This is a genomic window from Curtobacterium sp. 314Chir4.1 (assembly GCF_900215175.1).
Lineage (GTDB): Bacteria > Actinomycetota > Actinomycetes > Actinomycetales > Microbacteriaceae > Curtobacterium > Curtobacterium pusillum_A.
Genome location: NZ_OCMI01000003.1, coordinates 757491 through 770067 on the forward strand (window position 1 = coordinate 757491; position 12577 = coordinate 770067).

The 12577-nt window shown below is 72.7% G+C and carries 8 protein-coding genes; 4 read left to right on the forward strand and 4 right to left on the reverse strand.

Annotated features, from left to right (window positions below; genetic code table 11):
- Positions 1–57: 57 nt before the first annotated feature.
- Both CRP27_RS18270 and CRP27_RS12570 read right to left on the reverse strand, forming a co-directional pair.
- The gene (locus CRP27_RS18270) at positions 58–228 is read right to left on the reverse strand and encodes a hypothetical protein (protein ID WP_158521898.1); all 171 of its coding nucleotides are present in this window, start codon (positions 226–228) and stop codon (positions 58–60) included.
- A gap of 116 nt (positions 229–344) precedes the next feature.
- Positions 345–3980 carry a S8 family serine peptidase gene (locus CRP27_RS12570; RefSeq protein ID WP_141399763.1) on the reverse strand — a complete coding sequence of 1212 codons (3636 nt, stop codon included), beginning with the start codon at positions 3978–3980 and terminating at the stop codon, positions 345–347.
- Between the two features lie 160 nt (positions 3981–4140).
- Between CRP27_RS12570 and CRP27_RS12575 the strand changes: the two genes are divergently transcribed.
- From CRP27_RS12575 to CRP27_RS12585, 3 genes are read left to right on the forward strand one after another with little or no spacing between them, the layout of a single operon-like run.
- Positions 4141–4800, forward strand: coding sequence for a TetR/AcrR family transcriptional regulator (locus tag CRP27_RS12575; RefSeq protein WP_097180958.1), 660 nt, complete (start codon positions 4141–4143; stop codon positions 4798–4800).
- Complete coding sequence (locus tag CRP27_RS12580) at positions 4797–5534, forward strand: hypothetical protein (protein WP_097180959.1); 738 nt, start codon at positions 4797–4799, stop codon at positions 5532–5534. Before CRP27_RS12575 ends, CRP27_RS12580 begins: the two co-directional genes overlap by 4 nt.
- Positions 5531–7765 carry a YhgE/Pip family protein gene (locus CRP27_RS12585; RefSeq protein ID WP_097180960.1) on the forward strand — a complete coding sequence of 745 codons (2235 nt, stop codon included), beginning with the start codon at positions 5531–5533 and terminating at the stop codon, positions 7763–7765. The genes CRP27_RS12580 and CRP27_RS12585 overlap by 4 nt, the downstream gene beginning before the upstream one ends.
- 97 nt (positions 7766–7862) lie before the next feature.
- Here the strand turns inward: CRP27_RS12585 and CRP27_RS12590 are convergent, their stop codons facing one another.
- Positions 7863–8666 carry an NAD(P)-dependent oxidoreductase gene (locus tag CRP27_RS12590; RefSeq protein ID WP_176505583.1) on the reverse strand — a complete coding sequence of 268 codons (804 nt, stop codon included), beginning with the start codon at positions 8664–8666 and terminating at the stop codon, positions 7863–7865.
- Positions 8667–8871: 205 nt separating this feature from the next.
- Here CRP27_RS12590 and CRP27_RS12595 point away from each other — a divergent pair, with 205 nt between their 5' ends.
- The gene (locus CRP27_RS12595) at positions 8872–9870 is read left to right on the forward strand and encodes a LacI family DNA-binding transcriptional regulator (protein WP_255257573.1); all 999 of its coding nucleotides are present in this window, start codon (positions 8872–8874) and stop codon (positions 9868–9870) included.
- A 246-nt stretch (positions 9871–10116) separates the two neighbouring features.
- Here CRP27_RS12595 and CRP27_RS12600 read toward each other — a convergent pair whose 3' ends face one another.
- Positions 10117–12570 carry a LuxR C-terminal-related transcriptional regulator gene (locus CRP27_RS12600; RefSeq protein ID WP_141399764.1) on the reverse strand — a complete coding sequence of 818 codons (2454 nt, stop codon included), beginning with the start codon at positions 12568–12570 and terminating at the stop codon, positions 10117–10119.
- Positions 12571–12577 lie beyond the last annotated feature (7 nt).

The following is a 12577-nucleotide window of genomic DNA, read 5'->3' on the forward strand; positions in this document are numbered from 1 at the left end:
AGGCGCGGTGCCAGCTGGCACCGCGCCTCCAGTCCGTCAGGTGGGGACGTTCCGAGATCAGCTCCGGAAGAAGTCCTGGTACGAGGGGTCGCCGACCGGCTGCGAGTGGCCGGGCTCGGCGAGGCGCTGTTCGATCATGGACTGGATGACGTCCGGCGGGGTGAGCCCACGGCGCCGCCACTCCATCGGGTTGGCCCGGAGCTGCTTCAGGGTGCTCTGCGTCTGCATGCTGCAACCCTGTCACTCGATAACTAGTTTGTCTAACTACATGTCCTCGGAACGCACTCCGGGCCCCGTCACGCGTGGTGACGGGGCCCGGAGTGCGGTGTTCGGACTGCCCGTGACTAGCGGCGCGACACCTTCGCGGTCGGCTTCGACGTCGCCGATCCGTCCTGGTGTCCCTTCGCCGTCGCGGTCACCTGCACCTGGAGGCGGTGCCCGGCGTCGGACGAGCCCAGCGTGTAGGTCTGCTTCGTGGCACCCTGCACGGCGGCACCGTCACGGAGCCACTGGTAGGAGTACCGCACGCCCGTCGCGTCCCACGAGCCGTGGTGCGCCGTGAGCTTCTTGCCCACCGTCGGGTTGCCGCTGACCGTCACGGCGCTGCCCTTGCGGAGCGTCACGACCGGGGCGGCGACCGTCGCCGAGACCGTGTCCGCCTGGTCGCCGACCGCGTTGCCGAGGTGCAGCAGCAGTACCTTCGCGTTCGCGACACCGGTGCCGCGGGTGACCTGCAGCGACCCGGAGTCCGCGAACAGCACGCCCGTGGACGTGCCCTGCGCGAAGGCGAGCGCCGGCTTGGTCGGGTCGTAGGTCGCCTCCGCCGTCTCGTCGACGACGTAGGAACCGCTCGTGGCCAGGGCCGGGGCGTACGCCGACTCGGTGAGGACCGAGTAGGTGAACGCCTTCGTGGCACCGATCGTCGAGGCGTCGACCGTCAGGACCTTGACCGCGCTGTCGAACGTGTTCACGTCCTGCCCGGGGGCCCCGCCGTTCAGCGGCTGCGTGTCCACGGTCTTCCCGGTGGCGAGGTCGACCGTCGTGGCGAACGTGGCGTCCACCGCTGCCGACTTGGCGTCGTACACCAGGTAGTCCGGCGTGCCGTCACGGTCGGTGTCGATGAGGACCTCGACGTTGGTCACGGCGCCGGGGTTGGCGTCGGGACCGGCGGTTTGGACGCCGAACGCGAGGGTGCCCGACGCCTTGTCGTAGTTCGCGCCGTAGGCCCGGACGTCCGCCGCCTGCAGGGACTGCTTCGCAGAACCGGCCGGGAAGGACTCCTGGCCGTCCGTCCCGCCGAGCACGAACGGAGCGACGGCTGCGTGGTAGCCGGTCGTCGCGTCGCCCTGGTCGACCGAGCGACCGGTCAGTGTGAGGTCCGCCGTGTTCTTCGTGGCGGGGAACGCGACGTCGGAGCCGTGCACCGTGCTCACCGGCTTCGGCGCGACGTAGGTGCCGAGCCGCAGCGGGTTGAGCTTCTCGTCGGTCGGCGTGAAGGTCACGATGCCCGAGGCCGCGGCGACGAACTCCCGCTGGTAGCCCTGCTGCACCGACTCCTGGGTGGGGTCGATGACGCGGCGGAGCTTCGTCGGGTCGGCGATCGAGAACGTGAGCTTCACCGTCGCGGTGCCGTGCGGTCGGACCGTCACGCGCTTCGTGCTGAGCGCGAAGGCGACACCCGGCTGCGACACCTGCGGCTGGTAGGCCACGTCGTAGGTGTGCGGCCGACCGTCGGTGTTCTCGATCTGCAGCGTGCGGTTCTCGCTGGTCTTCGAGGCGACCTCGACGACACCGTACGAGGCGGTGACGAGCTGGTCGTTCTCGATGCTGCGGACCGTGGTGCCGGCGGTGACCGCCTGCAGGGCGTCGACGCGACCGGTGCCCTGGCGGAGCAGGGTCGCGGTGCCGTCACCTTGCCGCACGTCGTGCGTCGCGGTGTTCATGAGCGCGGCCTTGACCTGCGGTGCCGACCACGTCGGGTGCGACTGGAAGGTCAGTGCAGCGATGCCCGCCACGTCCGGCGTCGCCATCGACGTGCCGCTCATCGAGAGGCGTCCGTCACCGGTGCCGTTGGCCGCGGAGATCACGTTGACCCCGGGGCCGGCGATGTCCGGCTTGACGATGTCGTCGAACGACCCGTGCACGCCCCGGCTGGTGAACGACGCGAGCGTGTTCACGGCCTCGGGGTCCGTCGCGAGTTCGAAGCCCTTGAGCTCGTCGGCGAAGCGCACGTGCAGGGTCCCGGCCTGGGCAGCGGCCTGGAGGCCCGTGACGCTGTCCGCGGTCAGCTCGGCTCCCGGGATGGTCGCGTTCCCCGCGATGCCGGAGTCGAACGTGTTGATCGTCCCCGCCAGCAGGACGCCGACGCCGCCGGCGGCCTCGACGTTGGTGAAGCGCACGCCGGAACCGCACTCGAGCGCGGCGTCGGTCCACTTGAGCCAGACCACCTTGCCGGCGATCTTCGCTGCCTCGTCGGCGCTGAACGCGGCACAGCCGTCGACGTTCGTGCTCGGGACGACGACGTCACCCTCGACCGGCAGCGTGCCCTGGAAGTTCTGCGAGTACTGGGCACGCCAGGTCTTCGCGACGTCCGCCGGGGCGGTCGCCTCGACACCGTCGTACAGCGACTGACCGGTGGCGCTCGCGGCGACCGTGAGCGCACCCTCGGCGTTGCCCGGCGAGCCACCGATGTCGGTGAAGTCGTCGGCGTTGCCGGAGGCGATCACCGGCAGGACACCGCGGGCGGTGAGCGCGTCGATCTTGGCGTTGTCGGGGTCGTCCGGCGCGCCGTAGTCGGAGCCGAGCGACAGGTTGAGGACGTTGATGTCCTTGCCCTCGGTCAGCGCCTGGCCGACCCAGTCGAGGGCGGCACCGGTGAGGTCGGTCGATCCGCCGTTGTCCCCGAACACCTTGAGGGCGTAGAGGCCCGCCTGGGGAGCGGTGCCCGGACCGACCCACATGTCCTGGACCTGCTGCGTCGTGAGCTTCGTGTAGTCGCCCCGGTAGGTCTTCTTGTCGGCGTCGAGGCCGTAGCCGGCGATGGTGCCGGAGACGTGGGTGCCGTGGTCGCCGCCCTTGCCGTCGATCGGGTTGTCGTCCGGCTTCGGGGTCGGGTCGTACGCGGGGTCGGTGGAGTCCGCGTTGTACGTCGGGCCGGCGAAGTCGTAGCCGCCGAGGAACTTCCCGCCGTCGTAGGAGCCGGCGGTCGGTGCGCCGGTGTTGGCGAGCGCCGCCTGGTACGCGGCCGTGGTCCCCGGGCCGCCGAAGTCGGCCTGCGTGTAGTCGAGGCCGGTGTCGAGCACGGCGACGTTCACGCCCTTGCCCGTGCGGCCCGTCTGCTGCCAGGCGTCGAGCGAGCGGGTGTAGACGTCGCTCGCCGCGTTCTTCGGCGTGACGCCGTCCGCGCCGGGCTTCGTGAGGCTCGGGTCGACGCCGGACGGTGCCGCGCCGGAGTCGGCGTTCACGGTCGGGTCGACGATCTTCTTCGGCGTGAGCGGGATGATGCTCTCGACGTCGGAGCGGGCCGCGACCTTCCGGAGCGCGGCGACGTCGGCGACGACGGCCACCCCGGGCACGGTGTACTCGGTCGAGTAGAGCTCGGTCGCGTCCGCGTCGGACTGCTCGACGGCGGCGCGCACGGCGTCGACCGTCGAGCCGATCGCCTTGACGCGCTGCTTGGCGGCCGAGGACGGGGTCTTCGACTTCGTGAGGTCCCCGCCCTTCGCCTGGGCGTCGACCTCGAGCGCGCCCTGGCCGGTCGTCCGCACGAACGCGGCGATCGTCTTCGAGGGCTTCGCGTCCCGCAGCGGCTGCGAGAGCTTGAGGTCGGCCGGCACCGGTCCCGTCGGGGCTGCCGAGGCGGCTCCTCCGACGGCGAGTCCGCCGCACGCCAGGGCCGCGGCGGCGACGCCGGCGGTCAGGACGCGCGCGATGCGGTTCGGGGTGGGGTTCGGGTCGTTGTTCGGTGTTGCACGGTTCAAAGGGCGCACTCCCGGTTCGTCCGTGTTTCGCAAGGAATTGCTGTGAAGTTATGCGTTTCCTCTCAGGTCGCGCAGTCCGCACTTTGGGGGACGTCCCTCGTTCGGGGGTGGTCGGCCTGATAACTTGCACACATGTGTGCACGTTATTACGATGGGGTGCGTGACCAGTCCTGACCAGCAAGTACGAGCACCCCGACGTGACGCGGCGGAGAACCGCGCGGCGCTGCTCGATGCCGCGAAGACCGTCCTGCAGGGCGATCCCGATGCCTCACTCGAGACGATCGCGTCCGCCGCCGGGCTCTCCCGGCGTGCGGTCTACGGACACTTCCCGTCACGCGACGACCTCGTGCGCGAGGTCGTGACGGCCGGTGCCGCCCGTGTCGCCGCGGCCATGCCGACCACCTCCGACCTCGCCGAACTCCCCCCGGCGGCGCGCATCGCGGCCATCGCCGTCGCGCTCTGGTCCGAGGTGTCCCACGTCCGCTCGATGGCGGCCGTCGCCGTGCGCGACCCGTTCATCGAGTCCGTCGCGACCGAGTTCGCCCCCGTCCGCGCACAGGTCCGCCAGGCGTGCGCCGTCGGGATCGCCGAGGGCACGATGCGCGACGACGTCAGCCCGGACGCCCTCGGCCGGCTCGTCGAGGACGCCTGCATCGCCGTCCTCGACGAGGCCACCCGCTCCGGCACCTCGGACGAGGACGGCCGCCGCATGGTCGTCGTCTCCGCCCTCGGCATCACCGGCATCGACTGGCGCACCGCGCTGCTCTCCGAACCCGCCGCACCGACTCCCCGCACGACCTCCCCGAAGGACGCACCATGACCCTCGAACTCGACCACGTCGGCATCGGCGACGAACCGGGCGCTCCGCTGCCCGTCGTCTCCGCCGTCGCCGCCCCGGGACGCCCCGGCGTGATCGCCGTCGAGACCGAGCAGGCGCCCGTGCTCGCCTCGCTCGTCGCCGGGGGCCGCATGCAGCCCGGGACCGGCCGCGTGCTGCTCGACGGGCACGAGGACGCCGCAGCGATCCGGAAGGCGTTCGCGCTCGTCGACACCCCGGGCATCGCCGAACCGTTCCCCGTCATGACCGTCCGGCGCATCGTGCGCGAGGAGCTCGCGTTCGCCGAGCAGCGTCCCTCCCGCGAGCACGTCGACACCGTGCTCGAGTCGCTCGGGATCGCCCACTACGCCGACACGCACGTGCAGCGGGTCCCGACCGACGTCCGCGTCCGGCTGCTCGTCGAGCTCGCGCTCCTGCGGGACGGGGTCACGGGCGTCGTGATCACCTCGCCCGAGCGGCACGGGGGCGCCGTCGAGGACTGGTTCGCGGTCGTGCGCGACGTCGCGCGCCGCGGCACCACCGTCGTGCTCGTCACCTCGAAGGCCGCAGCCGCGACCGTCGAACACCTGCTCGACACGATCGAGCCGATCGACACCACCCAGACCGAGGGTCCCGAGGACGCGACCCTCCCCTGCGGAACCGAGCCGCGCCTCCAGGCAGGCCCGTCCACCGTCACCGAAGAATCCGCAACCGTCCCGACGGAGGCAACCCCGTGACCACCACCTCGCTCGTCCGCGCCGAACTGGCGCGACTCACCGCGACCCCGCTCGCACGACTCGCGTTCATCGCGCTCATGGTCGTGCCGCTGCTCTACGGCGGCGCCTACCTCTGGGCGAACCGCGACCCGTACGCCAAGCTCGACCAGGTGCCCGCCGCCATCGTCAACCAGGACGCCGGCGCCACCCTCGACGGCGACCACGTGGACTACGGGAAGGACGTCACGAAGGAGGCCATCGACGGCGGCGACTTCCAGTGGAAGACGACCACCGCGGCCGACGCGCGCTCGGGTGTCCGGAACGGCACCTACGACTTCGTCGTCACCATCCCGCACGACTTCTCCGAGTCGCTGGTGTCCGCACAGTCCGACGACCCCAAGCGGGCGAAGCTCGTGATGACCACCGCGGACACGAACTCGTACCTCGCCTCCACCATCGCGGAGCAGGCCGGCAAGACCATGCGCACCGCCGTGGCCGAGCGGGTGGGGAAGCAGGCGGCGAAGACCCTGCTCGTCGGGCTCGCCGACGTGCGGGACAGCCTCGGCGACGCGGTCGACGGGGCCGGGCAGCTCGCCTCGGGTGCGAGCTCTGCAGCTTCGGGGGCGGCATCGCTCGCCGACGGTACCGGCAAGCTCGCGGACGGCGCGGCGACGCTGGCGGACGGGACGGCTTCCCTGCCGTCGCAGACCGCGGCGCTGAACTCCGGCGCGCAGCAGGTGGCGTCCGGTGCATCGACGCTGTCGTCCGGGCTGCAGTCGGCGAAGGAGCAGACGGCGTCGCTGCCGGCGCAGACGGCTGCGCTGAACGACGGCGCGGAGCAGCTGCAGAGCGGGCTCCACGCGCTCCGCGACCAGACCGCGACCCTCCCGGCGGACTCGACGAAGCTCGCGACCGGAGCGGCTGCCGTGGCCGACGGCAACGCGAAGCTCGCCACGGACTCGGCACCGTTCATCGCGGGTGTGCAGCAGCTCGCCGCGGCCTCGCCGGACCTGGTTGCGACACTGAAGCCCGTCGTGCAGACGTCGACAGTGCTGACGGCCGACCAGAAGGCCGCTCTGCTCGCCTCGCTCGACACGTTCCAGACGAACAGCGCGGCGCTCGGCACGGGGGCCACGACGGTGTCGAGCAGTCTCGCGAAGTTGCAGTCCGGTAGCGCCGACGTCGCAGCCGGTGCGGCGAAGCTCGAAGCGAAGGCGCCACAGCTCACCGCTGGCGTCCAGAAGCTCTCCGACGGGTCCGACGAGCTCGCGGGCGGCACCGGGGAGCTCGCCGGGAAGGCGCCCGAGCTGACGAGCGGGATCGCCACCGCCGCCGACGGGGCGTCGAAGCTCGCGTCGGGGTCGTCGCAGGTCGCAGCCGGGACGTCCAAGCTCGCGGCCGCGGCACCCACGCTGTCCTCCGGCGCGGCCTCGCTCGCGTCCGGTGCGGCATCCGCCGACGACGGGGCGAAGTCCCTCGCGTCCGGGCTGACCGAGCTGCAGAGCGGCTCGTCCGAGCTCGCGTCGAAGCTCGACGACGGCCGCACGAAGATCCCCGCCTCCACCGCCTCCCAGCGGAACGACCAGGCGTCGGTGATCTCCGACCCGGTGAAGGTCGGGACGGACGACGTCGCCTCGGCGTCGAACTACGGGGCCGGCCTCGCGCCGTTCTTCATCTCGCTCGCGGCGTGGATCGGCATGTACGCGCTGTTCCTCATCCTCAAGCCGATCTCGAAGCGGGCGATCACGGCCGTGCGGAAGCCGTTGCGGGTGGTGTTCGGCGGGTGGCTGACGCCCGCGCTGCTCGGGCTCGTGCAGATGGTGGCGCTGTTCCTCATCGTCCGGTTCGCCCTCGACCTCGACGTCGCCTGGACGGGGCCGACGATCGGGATCATGGTGCTGGCATCGGCGACCTTCGCGGCGATCATCATGGCGCTCAACGTGCTGCTCGGGTCCGTCGGGCAGTTCCTCGGCCTGGTGCTCATGCTCGTGCAGCTCGTCACCGCCGGAGGGACGTTCCCGTGGCAGACGCTGCCGGGGCCGTTGGCGGCGCTGCACTTCGCGCTCCCGATGACGTACTCCGTCGATGCGATCCGGCAGACGATGTACGGCGGGTCGGCCGCGGCGACGTGGTCGGACGCGGGGGTGCTGGCGTGCTGGCTGCTCGGCGCGTTGCTGGTGTCGTACGTCGTCACGGCGCGGCAGACCCGCTCCCGGACGCTGCGCGACCTGCGCCCGAGCCTGATCGGGTAGCGGACGGTCGGGCGGCGGCGGCCCACTTCGTCGAGTGAGCAGGAATCGTCGGGTCGCCGTTCGGCACCCGACGATTTCTGCTCCGTCGACAGGACCGTCAATGCTCCCGACGACCGAGCGGGACGTCCGCCAAGCCACCGCCGAGGTACCGCATGTCCTCGGGTTCGAAGGCGTCCCGGGCATCGGGGTCGAGCACACGAGATGCGTCGTCGCGCGGGTGGAAACCGATCGCCTCGCCGGCGCGCAGGTCAGCCGGCGACCCGCTGTTCCTCGAGAGCGCCCACACCACGTGGTGACCGGGCTCGGTGAGCTCGGTCGTGGCGATCACCAGGCGTGCGAGGTCGTCGGGCGAGGACCACAGCAGGAGCGCCCGCTGCGAGGACGGTACGTCGCCGAACGCCCCGATCCGTGCCGACACGATCGACATCTCGAACCGGTCCGCGAACAGGCTGCCCAGCAGCTCCATCCCGGCCTTGGTGACGCCGTAGTACGTGTCAGGTCGCGGAAGTCGATCGCCGGAGACGCTCCCCGGTGCGTCGACGGGCTCCGGAACGCGACCGACCGCGTGGACCGAACTCGCCTGCACGACCCGGAGCACACCCGCGGCGGCAGCCCGCTCGAGGACGTTCTTGGTCCCGGTCAGGTTCGCTGTCACCAGCGCGTCCCAGTCGTCTTCGGTCGGGATCCCGGCGAGGTGCACGACCGTGTCGACGCCGATCAACGCGTCATCGAGTGCGTCGGTGTCGTTGACGGAACCGATGACCAGTCGCTCGCCGGCGGACACCGCATCCGTCGGCTCGTGTTCGTCGAACAGGACCAGGTCGTGACCGACCGCGAGCAGCCGGGGGCGGAGAGCCGAACCGATCCGTCCCGCAGCACCGGTGATGAGGAGGGTCGCCATGCGGCGGACGTTACGCGCGGTCCAGGAGGACTGTGAGGAACCCACCCCGTGTCTCCCGTGTGGAGGACAGAAGCCGTGGTCCACGGAGCAGGAATCGTCGGGTCGGCGCCCCCGACTCGACGATCTCTGCTCAGTCGACGTACGCGTGCAGGACCACGACACGAAGCCGCCACCGATACGATCGATGTGAGAGCCACGGAGGTCGATGCAGATCATGGGAGCCGGCAAACCCGCGACCATCTACGACGTCGCCGCGCGCGCCGGGGTCTCGAAGTCCCTCGTCTCGCTCGTGCTGCAGCGCTCCCCGCGGGTGAGCCAGCAACGGCGCGACGCGGTGCTCAAGGCGATCCAGGAGCTCGACTACCGACCGAGCACCGCGGCCGTCTCGCTGGCGGGCACACGCTCCCGGACCATCGGTGTGGTGCTCGACGACTTCCGGAACCAGTGGTTCGTCGACCTGCTGACCGGCCTGCGCGAGGCGCTGCAGGACCAGGGCCACCGCCTCGTCGTCGCCGACCGGTTCCTCAACACCGGCCTCGACGTCTCCCCCGTCGAGGGCTTCCTGTCGATGCGCGTCGAGGGCATCGTCATCGCCGGCGAGCCCGACACCGACCTCGCCATCCCGGCGAGCATGCCCGTCGTGGTCGCCGGCGGCCGCGCCACGCTCCCCCGTGCGGACACGGTGGCGAACGACGACCGTGCGGGCGGGGCGATGGCCGCGGAACACCTGCTCGCCCTCGGCCACACGTCCCTCGGGTTCATCGGCGCGTCCTCGGCCGCGTCCGACGAGCGACGCACGGGGTTCTCGGCCGGCGTCGACGGCAAGGCCGAGGTCGCGACGGTCGTCCTCCCCGGCGAGCCCACCGAAGGAGCGGGGTCCCGGGCACTCGCACAGCTGCTCGACGCGCACCCCGGGGTCACGGCGGTGTTCGCGGCGAACGACGTGATGGCGCTCGGAGCGCTGTCCGAGCTCGCGGAGCGTGGGCTGCGCGTCCCGGAGGACGTCTCGGTCATCGGCTACGACGACACCCCGCTCGCGGCGACGCGGTACGTGGGGTTGACGAGCATCGACGACCGCAGCGTGGAGATCGGCCGCGGCGCCGGCGAGCGGCTGCTCGCCCGCATCGCCGACCCGGGGCTGGCGGCGACCGAGGTGCTCGTCGAACCCCGGCTGGTGGCACGGCGGACGACCGCCGCACGCTGACCCGCGCTGACAGATCGTCGGACTGGAGGCACGGCTCGACCCCGCCCCGCCGGCTGCGGCGGCGTCTCGGTCGCGTCCGACACCGCCCAGCGCCCGAGACACCTCGCGAGTCGCGAGACACCGCGCGATCCCGCGGCGTCTCGCGCGCGGGGCGGCGTCTCGCCCGGACGGCGGCGTCTCGCCCGGACGGCGGCGTCTCGTCTCGCTGAGACGAGACGCCGCGACGACGCACGACGCCGCCTGCCCCTACGCGCCCGACAACCCGAGCGCCCGCCCCTGCTCCACCGCCTCGCGCCGCGTCGACACCCCGAGCTTCCGGTACACGCTCCGCACCTGGGTCTTCACGGTGTTCACCGACACGTGCAGCTCCGACGCGATCCCCGGCACGCTCAACGGCTCCCCCAACAGCCCGAGCACGACCGACTCCCGCTCGGACAGGACGACCCCGACGTCCGGCCCAGGGAACACCGACCGCAGCCCGCTCAGCGACGCCCACAGTGCCCGCGCACGCTCGTCCCCCGCCGCGTCGACGAGCTGTCGGACGTCGTCGCGCGGCGGAGTGAGCAGCTCACCGCCGAGGCCGTGCCGGTCGAACAGGTCCATCGCCTCGCGGAAGGCGGCGACGGCACCGAGCACGTCCCCGGTCCTGCGGAGCGCCACGGCCCGCAGCAGCACGAGCAGCGCGGTGGTGCGTGCTCTGTAGACCCCGTGCACGGCGACCGCGTTGACGATCGCGAGCGCGCGTTCCGGTTCGGACCGGGCCAGCGCGAGCCCCATGTGCTCGGCGGCGTTCCACACCTGCACGGCACCGAGTGCGTCGAGTCCTCGCTCGGCCTGGGACAGCTGTCCGGCGGCGAGCTGGAGCCGGACCCGTGCGAGCGCGAGCATCCGCGCGCCGACCCCGCCGGCGGTGCTGCGCTGCCGGTACCGCTGCACCCCGGCGTCGTGCGCGGTGAGCTGCGCCTCGGGCGGGACCCGTCCGGCGACGGTGCTGGCGCGGGCGCGCACGGCGAGGACGATCGGCCAGTGCTCGAACGCGCCGAACAGCGGGTCGACGCGCCGGAGGATCTGCTGCACGCCGTCCGGGTCGCCGTCCTCGAGGGCGACGATCGCGGTCGCGAGCACCCCCGTGGGCACGTCGAGCGGTCGGCCTCCGTCGAGCAGCCGCCGGGCGACGTCGACCTCGCCGCCGAGCGCGTGCACGAGTGCGGTGAGTCCCTCGGCGGCGGTGCGCTGCAGGTCCCCGTCGGCGCCCTCGACGGGCTCGATCCGGGCGAGGGTGGCGAGTGCTCCCTCGCCGTCGCCGGCCGCCAGTTCGGTGGCCGCGATCTGCTGCAGGACGAACGGGAGGCGCGGTGCGAGTCGGTCCGCGGCCGTCGCGTCGAGCGCGTCGAGCCGGATCCGGGCCGTGGTCGCCGCCGCCACGGCGCCCGCGTCGTCGCCGACGATCCGTCGTGCCTGCGCGTCGATCGCGGCGAGGAACACGGCGTCGGCCGGCGGTGCGGTCGGCAGCACGGCGGCGACGGCGGGGATGACGGCGGCGTTCACGCGGGAGGCGCGGGCGTGGTGCCGGTCGGCCGCCGACTCGGACCGGGCGATCGCGGCGAGGACGACGGGGTGCCGTGCGGCGCGCCTCGGGCGGATCGGGTCGAGGAGTCGGGCGATGGCCGGGGCGCCGGGGCCGGTGATCCGTGTCCACGCGGTGGTGAGGACGTCGGAGAGCAGGTCGAGGTCGTCGAGCTGCACGGCGGCGTCGATAGCGGTGACGGTGTCGTCGTGGGTGATCGCCCACGCGGCGGCGCGCAGGACGACCTCGCGGTGGCGGTCGGCGTCCGTCGCGGCACCTGCGGCCCGGAGCGCTCGGGCGATGCCGTCGAACCAGGTGAACCCGTCGCCGTCGAGCCGGCCGAGGCCGGCGTCCGCGGCGGACCGGTGTGCCGACCCGAGGTCGACCGGGGCGGCTCCGTCCAGCTCGGCGAGGAACGCGACGGGGGCGGACGGCACCACGGCGGCGCGTTCCGCGAAGCTCCGCAACCCCGGGTCCTGCACGGTGTCGCGCACCCACGCCCGCGTCGCCGTCGCCGTCGCGTGGTCGAACCGCGACGGGAGGTCCACCGGCGGCCGGTCCTCGCCCGCCACGGCGGCGGCGGCTGCGGCCAGCACCCCTGCGAGGCCCCCGACGTCGGCCGTGGTCCGGGTGACGAACGCGGGTGCGATCACCACGCCGACCGCGCGGCCGAGCAGGGCGGCCGTCTCGGCGGCGTCGAACGCGAGGTCCCCTGCGCCGACCATGGTGGTGTGCGCCTCGGCCGCGACGGCGTCGAGCACGGTGCCCGCCCGTCCGGCGAGGACGACCGGTCGCTCCGCGGCGGACGCGAGCAGGGCCCTGGCGCCGGCCACCCCGAGGACGTGGGCGTCGTCGACGAGGAGGACGTGCCTCCCGGCCGGGTCGTCGTCAGCGACCTGCCGGAGCCGACCCCGAAAGGCCACAGAGTGGTCGACGGTCAGCTCCGTCCGGTCCGCCCAGTCGGTGACGAGCGTCGTCACGCCGGACCGCGGGGGGCCGGCGACGACGACCACCCGGCCGGAGCGCACGGCCCGCTCGATCGTCGAGACGAGCCGCGCGCGGTGGAGCAGCGGGGTGGCTCGCCGGACACCGCCCACCTGGGCGGTCGCGTGCGAGCGAGGGAGGGGTACCACCGGCTAG